The 15,383-nt window shown below is 34.1% G+C and carries 16 protein-coding genes and 3 tRNA genes; 13 read left to right on the forward strand and 6 right to left on the reverse strand.

From position 1 onward, the window contains the following. The first annotated feature begins 5 nt into the window (after positions 1 to 5). From ACYQ0N_RS04340 to ACYQ0N_RS04390, 11 genes are all read left to right on the forward strand, one after another. The gene (locus tag ACYQ0N_RS04340) at positions 6 to 1,109 is read left to right on the forward strand and encodes a glycosyltransferase (protein WP_177531578.1); all 1,104 of its coding nucleotides are present in this window, start codon (positions 6 to 8) and stop codon (positions 1,107 to 1,109) included. Positions 1,110 to 1,118: 9 nt separating this feature from the next. Then, a complete protein-coding gene (locus tag ACYQ0N_RS04345) occupies positions 1,119 to 2,216 on the forward strand; it encodes an EpsG family protein (RefSeq protein ID WP_460161963.1) in 1,098 nt (365 codons plus the stop codon). Between the two features lie 8 nt (positions 2,217 to 2,224). Then, the gene (locus ACYQ0N_RS04350) at positions 2,225 to 3,130 is read left to right on the forward strand and encodes an ATP-grasp fold amidoligase family protein (RefSeq protein WP_460161964.1); all 906 of its coding nucleotides are present in this window, start codon (positions 2,225 to 2,227) and stop codon (positions 3,128 to 3,130) included. A gap of 14 nt (positions 3,131 to 3,144) precedes the next feature. Beyond that, the gene (locus ACYQ0N_RS04355; protein ID WP_177531575.1) at positions 3,145 to 4,641 is read left to right on the forward strand and encodes a lipopolysaccharide biosynthesis protein; all 1,497 of its coding nucleotides are present in this window, start codon (positions 3,145 to 3,147) and stop codon (positions 4,639 to 4,641) included. 2 nt (positions 4,642 to 4,643) lie between these two features. Then, entirely contained in the window at positions 4,644 to 5,723 is a 1,080-nt protein-coding gene (locus ACYQ0N_RS04360) for an NAD-dependent epimerase/dehydratase family protein (RefSeq protein WP_177531574.1), read from the forward strand. Positions 5,724 to 5,766: 43 nt separating this feature from the next. Next, positions 5,767 to 6,999 carry a nucleotide sugar dehydrogenase gene (locus tag ACYQ0N_RS04365; RefSeq protein ID WP_177531573.1) on the forward strand — a complete coding sequence of 411 codons (1,233 nt, stop codon included), beginning with the start codon at positions 5,767 to 5,769 and terminating at the stop codon, positions 6,997 to 6,999. Positions 7,000 to 7,469: 470 nt separating this feature from the next. Next, positions 7,470 to 7,856, forward strand: coding sequence for a hypothetical protein (locus tag ACYQ0N_RS04370; protein WP_177531572.1), 387 nt, complete (start codon positions 7,470 to 7,472; stop codon positions 7,854 to 7,856). A gap of 88 nt (positions 7,857 to 7,944) precedes the next feature. Beyond that, positions 7,945 to 9,189, forward strand: coding sequence for a hypothetical protein (locus tag ACYQ0N_RS04375; RefSeq protein ID WP_460161965.1), 1,245 nt, complete (start codon positions 7,945 to 7,947; stop codon positions 9,187 to 9,189). 11 nt (positions 9,190 to 9,200) lie between these two features. Continuing rightward, positions 9,201 to 10,097 carry a hypothetical protein gene (locus tag ACYQ0N_RS04380; RefSeq protein WP_460161966.1) on the forward strand — a complete coding sequence of 299 codons (897 nt, stop codon included), beginning with the start codon at positions 9,201 to 9,203 and terminating at the stop codon, positions 10,095 to 10,097. Then, positions 10,087 to 10,956 (forward strand): hypothetical protein, encoded by an 870-nt coding sequence (locus ACYQ0N_RS04385; protein ID WP_177531569.1) that lies wholly within the window; start codon positions 10,087 to 10,089, stop codon positions 10,954 to 10,956. Before ACYQ0N_RS04380 ends, ACYQ0N_RS04385 begins: the two co-directional genes overlap by 11 nt. A gap of 1 nt (position 10,957) precedes the next feature. After that, complete coding sequence (locus ACYQ0N_RS04390) at positions 10,958 to 11,599, forward strand: ABC transporter ATP-binding protein (protein ID WP_177531568.1); 642 nt, start codon at positions 10,958 to 10,960, stop codon at positions 11,597 to 11,599. A 109-nt stretch (positions 11,600 to 11,708) separates the two neighbouring features. Here ACYQ0N_RS04390 and ACYQ0N_RS04395 read toward each other — a convergent pair whose 3' ends face one another. From ACYQ0N_RS04395 to ACYQ0N_RS04410, 4 genes are all read right to left on the reverse strand, one after another. Next, positions 11,709 to 12,038 carry a helix-turn-helix domain-containing protein gene (locus ACYQ0N_RS04395; protein ID WP_460161967.1) on the reverse strand — a complete coding sequence of 110 codons (330 nt, stop codon included), beginning with the start codon at positions 12,036 to 12,038 and terminating at the stop codon, positions 11,709 to 11,711. Between the two features lie 479 nt (positions 12,039 to 12,517). Continuing rightward, positions 12,518 to 12,592, reverse strand: a tRNA-Glu gene (locus ACYQ0N_RS04400). Positions 12,593 to 12,594: 2 nt separating this feature from the next. Beyond that, positions 12,595 to 12,670: transfer RNA gene (locus tag ACYQ0N_RS04405), tRNA-Lys, on the reverse strand. 5 nt (positions 12,671 to 12,675) lie between these two features. Continuing rightward, positions 12,676 to 12,751, reverse strand: a tRNA-Lys gene (locus tag ACYQ0N_RS04410). 202 nt (positions 12,752 to 12,953) lie between these two features. On the opposite strand from ACYQ0N_RS04410, the gene ACYQ0N_RS04415 reads away from it, so the two are divergent. Next, positions 12,954 to 13,190, forward strand: coding sequence for an AbrB/MazE/SpoVT family DNA-binding domain-containing protein (locus ACYQ0N_RS04415; RefSeq protein ID WP_177531566.1), 237 nt, complete (start codon positions 12,954 to 12,956; stop codon positions 13,188 to 13,190). Between the two features lie 47 nt (positions 13,191 to 13,237). Here ACYQ0N_RS04415 and ACYQ0N_RS04420 read toward each other — a convergent pair whose 3' ends face one another. Continuing rightward, positions 13,238 to 13,909, reverse strand: a complete 672-nt coding sequence (locus ACYQ0N_RS04420) for a hypothetical protein (RefSeq protein WP_460161968.1) — start codon at positions 13,907 to 13,909, stop codon at positions 13,238 to 13,240. A gap of 46 nt (positions 13,910 to 13,955) precedes the next feature. Continuing rightward, complete coding sequence (locus ACYQ0N_RS04425; RefSeq protein ID WP_460161969.1) at positions 13,956 to 15,053, reverse strand: hypothetical protein; 1,098 nt, start codon at positions 15,051 to 15,053, stop codon at positions 13,956 to 13,958. An 85-nt stretch (positions 15,054 to 15,138) separates the two neighbouring features. Between ACYQ0N_RS04425 and ACYQ0N_RS04430 the strand changes: the two genes are divergently transcribed. Then, entirely contained in the window at positions 15,139 to 15,381 is a 243-nt protein-coding gene (locus ACYQ0N_RS04430; RefSeq protein WP_177531563.1) for a YabP/YqfC family sporulation protein, read from the forward strand. The last annotated feature ends 2 nt before the right edge of the window (positions 15,382 to 15,383 follow it).

Raw genomic sequence — 15,383 nt, forward strand, 5'->3', positions numbered from 1 at the left:
CCGAGATGAAAATATTATTTTTAATTCCAAGAATGAATAATGGCGGAGCAGAACGTGTTATCGCTTATCTTGCAAATGAATTTTCAAAAAACAACAGCGTAAAAATACTTACCCTCGTTGGAAATAAATCATTTTATGAGCTTAATAGCAACGTGAAATTTGAAAGTCTGAATTGTGTAATTAATAGAAAAAATAAAATAACGAGAAATTATTCGATGGTGAAAAATTTTATTGAAGCTTTGCGTTTTATTTCAAAAAAAGTAAATGAATTTAAGCCTGATGTTGTTATTTCATTTTTGTTTGAAACAAATTTAATTGTATATTTACTTAAAGTATTTGGAAAATTAAAAAGTATAAAATGGATTAGCTCTGAAAGATGTGATCCGAAAAAAGGAAATTTGTTAGTCAGGAAATTAACGAATATTATTTTTATGAAAACCGATTTGCTTGTTTGTCAAAGCAAAGCTGTCTTAAATTACTATAACAGGATTAAAAATAAAATCGTTATAAGTAATCCTATTGATATATCGTTGATCCCCAAACCGATAACCGAAGGAAATACTTTGAAAATTTGTGCTGTCGGCAGACTTATGGCGCAAAAGAATTTCTCACTTTTAATAAATGCGTTTTATTTGCTAAAACAGGAAGCAAATGAAAATGTAACACTTACAATTTATGGAGAAGGCGTTTTGAGAAACAGGCTTGAAAATCAAATTTGTTCTCTTAATCTTGAAAAATCAGTTTTTCTTCCGGGCAAAAGCAATGACGTTTTAAATGAAATAAAAGACAGCACAATATTTGTAATGTCTTCAGATTACGAGGGGTTTCCTAACGCCTTGTTAGAAGCAATGGCTGTCGGACTGCCTGTTATTTCAACAGATTTTCCAACCGGTACCGCAAGAGAGCTGATACATAAAGAAAATGGAATAATTGTTCCCTGCGGAGACAAAATTGCTTTGAAAAACGCCATGTTGGAGCTTTTGAATGATAAGGCGAAACGGGAAAAAATGAGAAAGAACAATCTTTATGTTCGAGATAAATATTCCGTTGAGAAGATTTGCAGGCAGTGGGAAGAAGCTATAGGGGTATTAGCTAATTTCAAGGAGTAAAGAAAAATTGTGATAATATATCTTGTTTTATTTTTTGGCTTAATATATTTATATATGTGTGAAAGATTAATTGAAGGTCGGCGCCAAATAAATGTATTCAATTATGACTGGAAATACTTTTACACTATATCGTTTATTACAGCGCTTTGTATTTTATGTTTTATTGCGTCTTTCAGAGCAGATATAATAGGAGCTGACCACATTAACTATATATATGAATATAAAAATATTAACAAAACGGGTGATGCGTATTTCAGTGAAAAAGGATATGTTTTACTTTGTCGGATAATTTCTGAATTAAGTCAATGCAATATAGCTGCATTGAATTTTTCGGTTGCTGCCTTAACGCTTGCAGGATTTTATTGCTATATAAAGAAATATGTTGAACCGGATTATTATATTTTAGCATTAATAATTCTCGTTTTTAATCCGTATATGTTTATTCAAAGTACGTTTAATATTATGCGTCAAGGTTGTGCGATTGGAATACTATTGTTTTCTATTAAATATTTAAAAGATAGAAAATGGATACCGTTTTTAGCTATTGTTTTATTTTCCTCAATGTTTCATAAATCAACTATTTTCTTTGCCTTTTTGATTTTATTCAGAAAAGTAGATTTTAATGAAAAGAAACATCTTTTTATTGCGATTATTTGTATAATTAGAAATTTAACCGGTATATGCAATTTGGTGTTTGAATTAACAAATAAGTTGTTTAGTTATGGTTCTGTAGGAGTTGAAGCGGATGTTTCTTTGCTTAATAATATCTTGTATAAATCAGCCATATTTATAATAATTCTCTATTTGATTTTAAATTACAGTAAATTATTCAATGATGAAAATCAAAAATTCTTTATTGATATTTTGATTTTCAGTCTTTCGTTTTTGATTTTTGCCGTTCAAAATGACATAATGTATCGAGTATATATTGAATTGGCTTTTATAGCTATTCCAGGAACGGCGACATTATGCGTCAATACCAGGAAAAACAATAGGTTGATTGAAGTGGGAATTGTTATATATTATTCTTTGTTTTTTATAGGCTATATATTAAGATGGTATTTAAATAAGGATATACATTATTATCCGTTTCAATTTCAATTTTAGGAGTTCATATGGTGAATAAGATAATAGAAAAAATAACTGATCCATATAGTTTGATATCTTCTCTCGGAGTAAGAGGTCTGTTTAATTGGATGAGCGATGAGAAATATTTGAAAATGCTATGGAGATTAAAATTTCATAAATCCTTGAACCTGGACAACCCACAGACTTTTAATGAAAAACTTCAATGGCTTAAAATACATGACAGGAAGCCGATTTACACGACAATGGCGGACAAGTACGCGGTAAAAAAGTATGTTGCAGATAAAATCGGTGGGGAGTACATAATTCCAACTCTCGGCGTATGGGAAAGTTTTGAAGATATTAACTTTGACATATTACCGAATCAGTTTGTTTTAAAATGTACGCACGACAGCGGAGGTATTATTATTGTTAAAGATAAAAATAACTTTGATAAGAAGTCGGCAAGAAAGCTGCTCGAACGAAACTTAATACGTAATTTTTACTATTGCGGACGTGAATGGCCTTATAAAAACGTTCCTCCGAGAATCATTGCGGAAAAATATATGGAGGATTCACAGGATAAGGAACTTAGGGATTATAAATTTTACTGCTTTGACGGCAAAGTTCATGCTTTGCTTTTGGTTACAAATAGACATGGCAAAGGGAAAATGTATTTCGATTACTTCGATTCGGAATTTTCTCATTTGAATTTAACTAATCATTGGCATTCAAACGCACCGGTTACGCCCCGCAAACCTTATTCGTTTGATACGATGATAGAGTTAGCGAAAATATTGTCAACAGGGATTCCGCATGTTAGAGTTGATTTTTATGAAATGAACGGAAGGGTTTATTTTGGTGAAATGACATTCTATAATAACAGCGGCTTTTTGAAAATACATCCTGATGATTGGGAAATCGAATGGGGCAATTTAATTAGACTTCCTCAATAAAACGGAGATTAAAAATGAATCGGAAAAAGAAGCTCATGCTGAACACAATTTCGTCACTTATATTTCTATTTACAAATTTCATATGTGCGTTTATCCTGCAAAAATTCATATTAAAAACATACGGCTCCGAGGTAAACGGACTTGTTGAATCAATAACCCAGTTTCTTGGCGCTGTTACGCTACTGGATATGGGCGTTGGCGCTGTTGTACAGTCGTCGTTATATAAGCCTCTTGCGGAAAACGACAGTAAGATGATAAGCCGGATATTTGTTTCGGCAGGAAAATTCTTCAGAAAAATAGCTTTGATACTACTGATATATGTTATAGCCTTGATGTGTTTCTATCCTTTTTCAGTAAATAAAAGCTTTGGAATATTATATACGGTGTTGTTAATCGGGTCTATGTGTGTTAGTTCATTCGCACAATATTATTTCGGAGTTGTAAACGGTTTGCTTTTAACGGCAGATCAAAAAGGCTATATTCAATATACTTCTAAATCGGTTACGCTTTTTATTAACACATTAGCATGTGTAGTGTTAATTCAGTTAGGCTGTTCTATTCATATTGTTAAATTGACCACTTCTTTGATTTTTCTATTAAGACCAACTTATTTGCAGCGGTATGTAAAAAAACATTACAGTATAGATAGAAAAATAACCTATTCCGAAGAACCTATTAAACAGAAATGGAATGGAATGGCTCAGCATTTTGCTTCGTTTGTTTTAACCGGAACAGATAGCATTGTACTGACACTTTTCTCTTCGCTTTCAAATGTCTCTGTTTATTCAGTTTATAATATGGTGTGCATTGGTATGAAGAATATCGTTATATCATTTACTAATGGAATGCAATCTTTAATCGGCGAAATGCTTGCAAAAAAAGAAATGGATAAATTAAAAAAATTCTTTGATTATATTGAATGGTTAATACATACGGTTACAGCTTTGGTTTTTGGGTGCACAGGAATTTTACTTTTGAATTTTATTCGTGTATATACAAAAGGAATAACTGATATAAATTATATTCATCCATTATTTGCAGTATTAATTACAGCAGCCAATGCGGGACATTGTTTCAGACTCCCGTATAATATTATTATACTTGCCGCCGGACATTATAAACAGACTCAAAGTAACTATATTATAGCAATGATTATGAATATTTTTATTTCCGTTGTAACAGTAAATTTTTTCGGCTTGGTCGGCGTGGCGGCCGGAACATTGGCGGCAATGACGTATCAAACCGTATGGATGGCCCGGTATAATTCAAAGCATATACTTCATATTGATTTTAAATCATTCTTAAAACATATAGCTATTGATATGATAAGCGTTGTGATTTCTGTCATAATAACGTTTAAAATTCCAATGCTGTCGGTTTCTTACCTATCGTTTTTTATATTGGCCTTTGAGGTTTTGATTTGCTGGATAGCAGTGTCTTTAATAATAAACTATATATTTTATAAAGAATATATAATAAGAATATTTGAAAAAGCAAAGAGGAGAAGCTGATTATGAATGTAAATCTTAATACTAAAGCTGTTCTTGTCACCGGATCTTCCGGTTTCATAGGGGCTAATCTTGTGATTAATCTTTTAAAAAGCTATGAAAACCTACGGATTATCGGTATTGACAATATGAATGATTATTATGACGTATCCTTAAAAGAATATCGGTTAAAGCAAATTGACAAATGTTCGAATGGAAGATATAAATTCATAAGAGGCGATATTGCGGATAAAAATCTTATTAACACAGCATTTGAGCAATATAGACCTCAGATTGTTGTAAACTTCGCGGCGCAGGCAGGGGTGCGCTACTCAATAACAAATCCTGATTCTTACATACAGTCGAATTTAATCGGATTCTATAATATTCTTGAAGCCTGCCGGCATTATCCCGTCGAGCATCTTGTTTATGCAAGCTCGTCAAGTGTTTACGGCGGAAACAAGAAAATACCGTTTTCAACCAATGATAAAGTGGACAACCCTGTTTCGCTATATGCGGCGACAAAAAAATCTGATGAGCTTATGACGCATTGCTATTCTAAGCTGTATAATATTCCGGCGACAGGTTTGCGTTTCTTTACAGTTTACGGACCGATGGGACGTCCTGATATGGCATACTTCAGCTTTACAAACAAGCTGAGGAACAATGAAGCAATAGAAATTTTCAATTACGGAAATTGTATGCGCGACTTTACATATATAGACGATATTGTGGAAGGCGTTAAGAGCGTAATGCAGTCTCCGCCGGAAAAGAAGAACGGCGAGGATAATTTGCCGATACCTCCGTATAAGCTTTACAACATAGGAAACGGCAGCCCTGAGAATTTGCTTGACTTCGTTCAAATTCTTTCTCAAGAGCTTGTCAGGGCGAAGGTTTTGCCTGAGGATTATAATTTTGAAGCGCACAAAAGGCTTGTACCGATGCAGCCGGGAGACGTTCCTGTAACATATGCCGATACAGCTATGCTGGAACGTGATTTCGGGTTTAAGCCGAATACGAGTCTGCGCGAGGGACTTAGAAAATTTGCGGAATGGTATAAAATATATTATCAGGCGTTTTGCAGGAATGAGGAGCAATTAAAATAAAGGATTAAAAAAACCGTTATATAAATTAAAGGAGATATTATATATGAAGATAGCAGTTGCCGGGATGGGATATGTCGGACTTTCACTTGCCGTACTTCTTGCACAGCATAATCATGTCACCGCAGTAGATATTGAACCTGAAAAGATTGAGAAAATCAATAATAGGATTTCTCCAATTCAGGACGATTTCATAAAAAAATATCTGACTGAAAAGCAATTAAATCTGAAAGCAACCATTGACGGCGAATCCGCGTATAAAGACGCTGATTTTGTAATAATTGCGGCGCCCACTAACTATGACGGAAAGAAAAATTTCTTTGATACATCGGCTGTCGAAGAGGTTATTGAGCTTGCGCTGAAAGCTAATCCGAATACAATAATAGTTATCAGATCTACAATTCCAGTTGGATATACAAAGGCTGTCAGAGAAAAGTATAAAGCTTCAAATATTATTTTCAGTCCGGAATTTTTACGTGAATCCAAAGCGCTGTATGACAATTTGTATCCGTCAAGGATTATTGTAGGAATAGATTTGAGCGACAGAAGGCTTGCTGAATCGGCGCATATTTTTGCAGGTCTTTTACAGGAGGGAGCAATTAAAAAAAATATTGACACTATTTTTATGGAGTTTACAGAAGCGGAAGCGGTTAAGCTTTTTGCTAATACATATCTTGCGCTTCGTGTCAGCTTTTTTAATGAGCTTGATACCTATGCCGAAATGAAAGGCTTGGACGCAAAGGCAATCATCAACGGCGTATGCCTTGATCCTAGAATAGGAACGCATTATAATAATCCGTCTTTTGGCTACGGAGGTTACTGTCTTCCGAAGGATACTAAACAGCTTCTTGCTAATTATTCTGATGTTCCGGAAAATTTGATTGAGGCTATTGTTGAATCTAATCGCACACGTAAGGACTTCATTGCAGATCGTATACTTGAGATAACCGGCTATTATTCGTCAAATAGTAATTTTAATATCAACAGTGAAAAGAGAGTTGTAATAGGAGTGTATAGACTTACGATGAAATCTAACAGCGATAATTTTCGTCAAAGCTCTATTCAAGGCGTTATGAAACGTATAAAGGCAAAAGGAGCAACGGTTATTATATATGAGCCTGCACTCAAAAATAATTCTACTTTTTTCGGCTCGGTTGTTGTAAATGATTTTGATGAATTTAAAAAACAGTCAAATGCAATTTTAGCAAACCGTTATGACAGCAGTCTTGATGATGTAATAGAAAAGGTTTATACAAGGGATATTTTTAAAAGGGATTAATATTTGAAAGGTAAAATGACTTGGCTCATAGGCTGTTTACGGCATTAAGTACAGTATCATTAAGCTTCCAAGCGGTTGTAAACGATGCTTTTTTAATTAAAAATATTTTTAAGAATCGAGATTTTAATTCTCGGTTCTTTATTTTTTTACTATCTGCTTGGGATAATTTTATCCGTATGTATAATATATTCAGAGCCTAAGTATTAACGGAATTATTATTTATTGATTTTTGGCATTCAGGGCGATATTTTAGCATTCGGGACAAATGCCTTGAATTTATTGACATATTAAGATATAATTAAAATAGATATATTAATTTGCGACATTTAAGTTGTATTTTGTAAATTTTGATATTATAGATACAGAAATACATTATATTTATTGTTGTATTAGTTGGATTTCAATACTATCGCGCGGAGTATTAAAAATTCAATTATTACATAAATTTTTAAAAAAGGAGAACTTTTCAAATGAAAAAGACGAAAAAAATTTTAGCGAGCTTAATGGCTGCGGCTACTCTCGTTGTTGGAATCTCGGGAATGAGCGCAAGCGCATACACATCAAAAAGCAGTTGGAACATACTGGTTACACCGGACGCTCCGCAAAATCCGGGACAACATCGTACGTATAGTTGTACTATACATACATACGGCGGTGGCTATCAGACTTATTGTTCCAGCATTAGCGGCTCAAATAACCGTTCTGTCAATGTATCTCCAAGCGGACTAAATATTACGACAACAGGATATTCCAGCGTATTTAAAATTTCCCCCATTTCTGTTGATTTAATCACATTTAAATTTACAGGTGTAGGTGATAAGATAGTTGCTAATGGATCTATAGGTTATAACCTTTAAACCAAAGGCTATCCTTATCGCATTAAAATTTATATTTTCACAAGAGAGCTATATAGCTCTCTTGTGGAAAATATTCGGAGGTTTACCTATGAGAAGATCTCACTTTGTCGCCATGCTGGCTATTGCTGCAATAACATGTACATTTTTAGGATGCACTGATAAAAATGAATCATCAAATGTAAAAAGCAATATGCAGAATATATATAAATCTATTGAGCAGCAAAAGGATAATGTTATAAAAAAAGATTTTAATAACCTAAAATTCAGTAAGGATTTCAGTGTTGAATTCCCTGATACCGATTCGGTTGAAACATTTGAAATGACGATAAAACCATCTTTATCGGGCGAGGAAGTCTATAAGCGGTTTGATGATACTGTTGAAAAATACTTTCCCGGTTTTCTTACTGAAGATGAAAAAAAGGAATTATATCTCGTCAATATCGATACGGAAGATGATAATCAGGCTTTGGTAGGAAAATTTTATGATTATAAAGACCAAATCTTAAACGGCGAACTTGCTGCGCCTTTTATGTTTGTTCAGACTCCGAAATTATTTGTCCAGATGTTCCCGAATGGCTGTATACACACGGTTACAGGCTCTAAAGCGTTTGATATTAAAAATATCGAAAAAGGTAAAACGGTTGCTATGTATTGTGCTGCCGATGAGAATAAAATAACAGAGCGAATACGAATGCCGTTTGGGTCAGATTTCAGCGGTGATGACATATATAAACTGCTTGATAAAGAAGTTGCACTTGCGGACGCTGTAAAGTTTGCAAAAGAAAATTTGACGGAAGAATTTGACAAAGGCGCAGCAAATCCAGAGCTTTCTGCGGATATTACCGATACCTGGATTGTTGATATGGGCGACGGAATCTATGGATACCATTTCCTTTTGACATCTGTTTACAATAATATCAGATTTGATTCTCTTCCCGTAAAAGAACCAACGGTCTTCCAGACTATAGACAGTGAAACATCTGTTGACTATAAACTTTATTTTTCCCATGCTTTTATGATTGAAAGTGATAAACTTGATTCAATTATGGCATTTAATAGGGCTTATGATATACTTGAACCGCAAAAGCATGATGAAGTAATTACGTTTGAATCGGCAGTTGACGCTTTATCGAACGAGATGTCCGGCGTAGTACAATTGACAGTTAATCGTGCAGAATTTGTCTATGTTCCAAAACATATAGAAGAAAACGATAATCGTTTAGACGTTTCGGCGTGCTGGAAGTTCATGGCAAGAAATTTGAATGACCAATTAAACTATGTTATCTATATCAATGCTGTTACAAGCAGTTGTGAATACTACAAGTATGATTAATGAGGTTGACTATGAAAATTATTAGGCTTGTTTCCTCAAACTTTAAAAAAATCCTTACAAGCCCCGGCTTTTACGCTTGCATTTCATTGACCGTTATTTTGTGCTTTTGTTCCGAAGTATATTTTGATGCGCAAAAAATGCAAGCGTATTCTGTGATTAGCGTATTGATTGATTTTGACAGGAAAGATATTCTTACAGATCCTCAATTGTGTTCTTTCGCTGTGTTCAGTGCGGGAAACGGAACGTGGGTTTTGATGTTTATACCAATAGTTGCGGCATTTGCTTTTGTACCGCTTTTATGTGATGGACGCGAATCAAAAGCGTTACGCTATTCTGTATTCCGTACATCGAAATGGAGTTTCAGCACAGGAAATTTCCTCACGGCATTTTTATCCGGCGGGTTTGCGGTTGTTATAGGATTTATAATTTTTGGAGTTTGTATTTTTTTAATGTTCCCAAACATTTCGGAATACTCTACAGATAAAATTGCAAATTATGAATCGACGCTTACATATTTTTACCCGGATTTTTTACAATACGGATACCCTCTTTTAATTAGTGAAAAAATTCTTGGAATGTTCGCATTCGGTGCGGTATCTGCAATACCTGCATTTTTTCTGACAGGATTTATGAAAAATAAATATCTTATAATTTGCATACCGTTTTTTGTGAAATACGCACTTATGCAATCCAATGGAATACTTTCGGCACAAGCATTCTCAAATTATGAAAATCCGAACACAAAACTATTAAAAATACTATCAATAACTGATACCAATGCTTTGGGTAATCTCTTTGATTACAGCGCCGATATAAAATATATTTTATTGTTTAACGGTATAGTTTTATGTGCCGCATATTTTATATATTGCTTTTTAATGAATAGGAGGCTTGATTATGGGGAGTAAGTTTTCTATCCGTGCTATATGGAATACAGCCCGCTGTGAGTTTATAAAACTTATAACAAATCCGCGTATAATTATTGTTGGAATTATGCTTGTATTTATTAAAACACTTGTTATTGAACCGCTTGTAGGACGTGCTGAAAAATATGGTGAACCATTGAATATTTTAGAACCGTTTATAGCGGTCGGTAATTCAGGAAAGCTTGTTATGTTTATGCCGTGCGTGTTTCTTATACTAATAAGCGATTTTCCGATAATGGGCGGAAATACGCTGTTTTTTATAAAGCGAACAGGAAAATTGAACTGGTTTTTAGGACAGATATTGTCTATCATAATGAGCATTTTTACTTATATTGCTGTTATTTTCACAAGCTGCTTAATTATGGGCAAAGGTGTTTGGAGCAATCATTGGAGCAACTCCATAACAAAATATGAAGCGGCTTTTCCGCAAGAATCAGGAAATTTCGTATCGCAATTATTGCCTTCAAACTTGTATAATCAGATTCCGATAGTCACTGCGGCAATCCAAACTATAATTTTGCTTTCAATGTATTTTTTTCTTTTATCATTAATCCTGTGCATGTTAAAGATGTTATATTTGCGTACAGCGGGACTTTTTACCGTATTTTTAGTGATTGGTTGCGGGGTAATGACCTGTTCAATTAAGGCTCCTGCAATGTGGATTTTCCCGATGGCTAACTCGATAATTTGGCTTCATTACAAAGAAATTCTTAGAGAACCGATAACTCCTGTTGCAAATTCATTTGTCTATTTTGCAGTTATTATCACGGTAATATTCATTGCAAATCTCGTTGTTTTACGCAGATTACAATTCATAAATACGGAACAGGAGGGAACGTAATATGATTATTGATATTAAGAATGTTAGTTTAAGAATAGGAAAAACTGATATTTTGAAATCTATAAATATTTCTTTTGAAGAAGGCAGGATTCATGGTCTTATCGGCAGAAACGGCAGCGGAAAAACTATGCTGATGAAATGTATCTGCGGATTTATCAGACCTACAGCAGGTATAATTACAGTTGGTGGAAAGCAAATTGGAAAAGATATAGATTTCCCTGAGAACATGGGTATTATTATTGAAGCTCCGGGATTTATCCCATATTATTCCGGCTATAAAAATTTAAAATTACTTGCAGGATTAAGAGGGAAAATCGGTAAAAATGAAATTATTAAGTCAATGGAACAGGTCGGACTTGATCCTTATCTAAAACGTCATGTTCGTAAGTATTCGCTTGGTATGCGCCAAAGGCTCGGACTTGCTCAGGCTATTATGGAAAATCCTGATTTACTTATTCTCGACGAGCCTATGAGCGGTCTTGACAAGGAGGGTGTTTCCGATATGCGCGGGTATTTAAAACTTTTCCGAGAGCAAGGAAAAACTATTCTTATAGCTTCTCATTCTGCTGAGGATATTTCTATTTTGTGCGATACGGTTTGCGAAATGGATAAGGGGATGTTGAGTAGTCTGGTGATGGATTAAGAGGGAGCTGTATTTATAAAAAAGTAAGAAAAAAGCTTTGAAGTATTGGGAAAACGAGTCGGAGATCTAATATTCCGGTTTCTTAAATAGTTAATTTGCATATGTTTTCCTACTCCTTTTTCCCTTGTGCTTCTAACATCTGAGACATTCTTTCATCTATTCTTGCTCTATTTTTATTATTAAGCCGACTAAATTTTTTAGTAAAAAGCGAGGGAGATATATTACTGATAAATGTCTTGTCATTTGTTCTTCCGGCTATATAGTCCAGTGAAACGTTATAGTAATCAGCTAATTTAATTGCTTTTGAAAATGGTATATCAGTTTCTCCGCGTTCGTACTTTCCATAATGATTAGCGGATACTTCAATTATTTCAGAAACTTCCGCCTGAGTTAAATCCGCGTCCTCCTTTAAGTCTTTCAATCTTTGATAAAATGCCATAAATATGACCTCCTGAATTATTTATTATATAAAATTCTATCATATTTATAGGTTTAATATTTAATTATCAAATATATTTGGTATATTATGTCAAAATATTGATTATATTTATTGTTTTTGTAGATATAATTAATAATCTTTTTTGCAATTTTATTATTTCAACTTATAAAAAATTAGATGCCAAAAGCCGAAATGTGCCAATTTGATTTTAAATTGTATTCATAAGTTTTTAGTTTTCAAGTAGGTAGTACGATTGATAAATAATTTTTCAGATAAAAATTATGAAATAAAAAAAGCGCCGATTTTACGGCGCTTTAAAATATTTTTATATTATAGGTGATTTTTAACATAAAAAAATCAAGATTGTTAATCTTGATTCCAAAAATAAATAAACTAAAACCATCGCTTACACTATAAACTTTCTACGTTATTAAACGTCAACAATGCCACTGTAAGCAAATGATTTTAGCACTCTTCTTTGGTGACCCGTACCAGAATCGAACTGGTGATGCCGCCGTGAGAGGGCGGAGTCTTAACCTCTTGACCAACGGGCCGCTGGTGCACCATCGGGGACTCGAACCCAGGACCCACTGATTAAGAGTCAGTTGCTCTACCAACTGAGCTAATGGTGCAGTGATGGTGAGATATGAGAGATTTGAACTCTCGACCCTACGCTTAAAAGGCGTATGCTCTGCCAACTGAGCTAATATCTCAAACAACGTGATTAATTATATCATATTAAATTGATATTGTCAACACCTTTTAAGAATTTTTTTCAGAAAAATTTCTTGAAATATTATTAAACGCGAAAAATATGGTAATAATATATTTTTGTAACTATATTCGACTTTTATGCTTGACAAATTTCGACATAGGTGTTATAATAATATTGAAAAAAAGTGAGGGGCTTATCTTATGAGAAATACTGGTGTTAGAAAAACGATTGACGATCTTGGAAGAATAGTTCTTCCTAAGGAAATCAGAAAAAGCTTGGGATTAGGAATCAGATCGGCTGTTGATTTGTATGTTGACGGAGAAAAGCTGATAATAACCAAGACAAAAAACGAGTGTATTTTCTGTAATTCACGCGATAATCTTGTTGAATACAAGGGCAAGAGCGTGTGTGAGAAATGCATTGAAGAACTCAAATAACTGTAATTGAGTTTTTACTGCGCTGTTTTTAAAACGGCGCAGTTTTTTTATTTTATATCGCTTAATTTTCGCATTAACGTATTTTCGGGAAGCTTCCGTTTTATAGCTTTGGGAGATTGGAAATCAGATATTGCAGGAGTCTGTACGCTTGTAATTTTATGATGATTTTTATTTACCTTATTATTGGAAATATCTGAAACACAGCTTTCTTTTATTTTTGGCAGTATGGTTTTTCTATCAGCCGAATGTAAGTTTATTTCTGATAAATTGATTCTTTCAGAATTTGCAAGATATTTTACCTTTTCAGAATTATCAGATACAATGAAGTTTATATCAGATAAAATTTTTACTTTGCTTTCCGGCAAAGTTTTTTTATTTTCTGAGCAATTTTGTTTGGAGTTAGTTTCCGGCATTTTGACAGGCTCTATAATATCATCTTTTTTTGTTTCCTTATAGCTATCAGAAATATTTGTTTTTTCTATAAAGGTATCCTTAGAGTCGGTAGAATCTGATAATTGGCTGTTATTTATAGCAGCGTATTTCGACGGAGAATAACGGAATTTTTTGCAGCTAAAATTCTCACTTACGATACCGCGTTTTTCACAAAGAATCATACCCTTGCTTTTAGCGGGCTTACCGTATTCGCAGTATACGCATTTAGGCTTTGACTTTTGATTCTGATAATTGTCGTTCCTTTTAGATATTCCGAATAACCCCATTTTAACGGATCCTTTCGATAAATATTAAATTATATGTTTTTCTTGATTATAACATTTTTTTATCGGATTGTCCATAGTTTTTTGTAATAGAGAGGAGCATAAGAGTCATTATAATCAGAAGAACAGAGGGAAGAGGAGAAAATTTTGAATGCGTAATTGCCGGAGCAAAAGCGGTTACGGCTTCTATATTTATAAATTTCATAAATAACCGGCAGAATAATGCCGATGCAAAGGCTGAAAACAATCTTACTGATATAAATTTTTTTATATTAAGAAGACCTCCCGATATGGCTATAATTTGTATTAATACGCAGATACCGCCGAAGGATAGTAGAGACGCGACGACAGGCAGCATGGATATATCATTTTTCGGAAGCGTTATAATATTGCTGATTTCAAGTATGCAGGCAATAATTGACGAAACCGTACCGACTTTGTTTCCTGTTATGTAAGCCGCAGCTTCTGAAATTAGATTTACGGCTCCCGATAACTTTAGTATTTGGAGAACTCCGCTGAAAGCGACGATCATTACGCACATTTGAAATATGGCGCGGGCTGATGATACAGTTGAATTTATAAAGCATTCTGCGGATATGTCGGTTTTTATTCTTGGCTTTTCTTTGCTGGGAATACGGGAAAATAAACCGCATAGAACGGCGGATAATATATTTCCTGCTGTAACGGAAAGAAAAACGATAATTCCTGCCGGCGTATCCGGATAAAGTATGCCGGAAATTGTACCTATTATGAAGGCAGGACCAGAAGCAAAGCAGAAACAGCTTAATCTGTCAAAATCATTCTTTGAAAGAGCATTTTTATTATAGCAGTCTGCAAGAAGCTTAATTCCTGCCGGATAACCTGAAACAAGACTTAGCATAAAAACGCCGAATTGACTGTCGCTTAAACGGAATATATACTTAGCAGCCGGTCTGAATGGTATACTTATTATGCTATGCAGTCCCGAATTTACCGTTATTGAGGAAATACACATAAAAATAAACATAGATGGGATCATTACATCCATGCATCTTATTATTGAATCGTTTACCGCTCCGGATATATAACCGGGATAACGTATACAGAAATATACGGCGGCAAGAATTGTAGCTGTAAGAATAATATTTTTTATAGCTTGTTTCATCATTTTTCCTCCATAGTCATTAGCTCTGTAAATTATATGGTGTGATAAAGCGGGAAATGCATTAATATAATTAAACGAGGTGGTATGAATGGCCGGAAAGATCAAAAGATTTATTAATATGGATACTCAGATACAGATAACGGGAGATCATGAGGTCTTGGTTGAATGCTGTAAAAAAATTCTTGAGTATAATGATATAATGGTTAAGGTTAAAACATGGGATATGATTATACAGATATGGGGAAGCAATCTGAGCGTCAATGATTTCAGCTCCAGGGGTATTTATATATGCGGAAAAATACAATCAATAGAGCTGACAGGAAACGGGTGAAT

It is taken from the genome of Ruminococcus sporogenes (genome assembly GCF_054655175.1).

What these genes read in the sequence shown, in the direction of transcription:
- ACYQ0N_RS04340 (WP_177531578.1), top strand. Translation starts at nt 6, where the DNA reads ATGAAAATATTATTTTTAATTCCAAGAATGAATAATGGCGGAGCAGAA.
- ACYQ0N_RS04350 (WP_460161964.1), top strand. Translation starts at nt 2,225, where the DNA reads ATGGTGAATAAGATAATAGAAAAAATAACTGATCCATATAGTTTGATA.
- ACYQ0N_RS04355 (WP_177531575.1), top strand. Translation starts at nt 3,145, where the DNA reads ATGAATCGGAAAAAGAAGCTCATGCTGAACACAATTTCGTCACTTATA.
- ACYQ0N_RS04360 (WP_177531574.1), top strand. Translation starts at nt 4,644, where the DNA reads ATGAATGTAAATCTTAATACTAAAGCTGTTCTTGTCACCGGATCTTCC.
- ACYQ0N_RS04365 (WP_177531573.1), top strand. Translation starts at nt 5,767, where the DNA reads ATGAAGATAGCAGTTGCCGGGATGGGATATGTCGGACTTTCACTTGCC.
- ACYQ0N_RS04370 (WP_177531572.1), top strand. Translation starts at nt 7,470, where the DNA reads ATGAAAAAGACGAAAAAAATTTTAGCGAGCTTAATGGCTGCGGCTACT.
- ACYQ0N_RS04375 (WP_460161965.1), top strand. Translation starts at nt 7,945, where the DNA reads ATGAGAAGATCTCACTTTGTCGCCATGCTGGCTATTGCTGCAATAACA.
- ACYQ0N_RS04380 (WP_460161966.1), top strand. Translation starts at nt 9,201, where the DNA reads ATGAAAATTATTAGGCTTGTTTCCTCAAACTTTAAAAAAATCCTTACA.
- ACYQ0N_RS04385 (WP_177531569.1), top strand. Translation starts at nt 10,087, where the DNA reads ATGGGGAGTAAGTTTTCTATCCGTGCTATATGGAATACAGCCCGCTGT.
- ACYQ0N_RS04390 (WP_177531568.1), top strand. Translation starts at nt 10,958, where the DNA reads ATGATTATTGATATTAAGAATGTTAGTTTAAGAATAGGAAAAACTGAT.
- ACYQ0N_RS04395 (WP_460161967.1), bottom strand. Translation starts at nt 12,038, where the DNA reads ATGGCATTTTATCAAAGATTGAAAGACTTAAAGGAGGACGCGGATTTA.
- ACYQ0N_RS04415 (WP_177531566.1), top strand. Translation starts at nt 12,954, where the DNA reads ATGAGAAATACTGGTGTTAGAAAAACGATTGACGATCTTGGAAGAATA.
- ACYQ0N_RS04420 (WP_460161968.1), bottom strand. Translation starts at nt 13,909, where the DNA reads ATGGGGTTATTCGGAATATCTAAAAGGAACGACAATTATCAGAATCAA.
- ACYQ0N_RS04425 (WP_460161969.1), bottom strand. Translation starts at nt 15,053, where the DNA reads ATGATGAAACAAGCTATAAAAAATATTATTCTTACAGCTACAATTCTT.
- ACYQ0N_RS04430 (WP_177531563.1), top strand. Translation starts at nt 15,139, where the DNA reads ATGGCCGGAAAGATCAAAAGATTTATTAATATGGATACTCAGATACAG.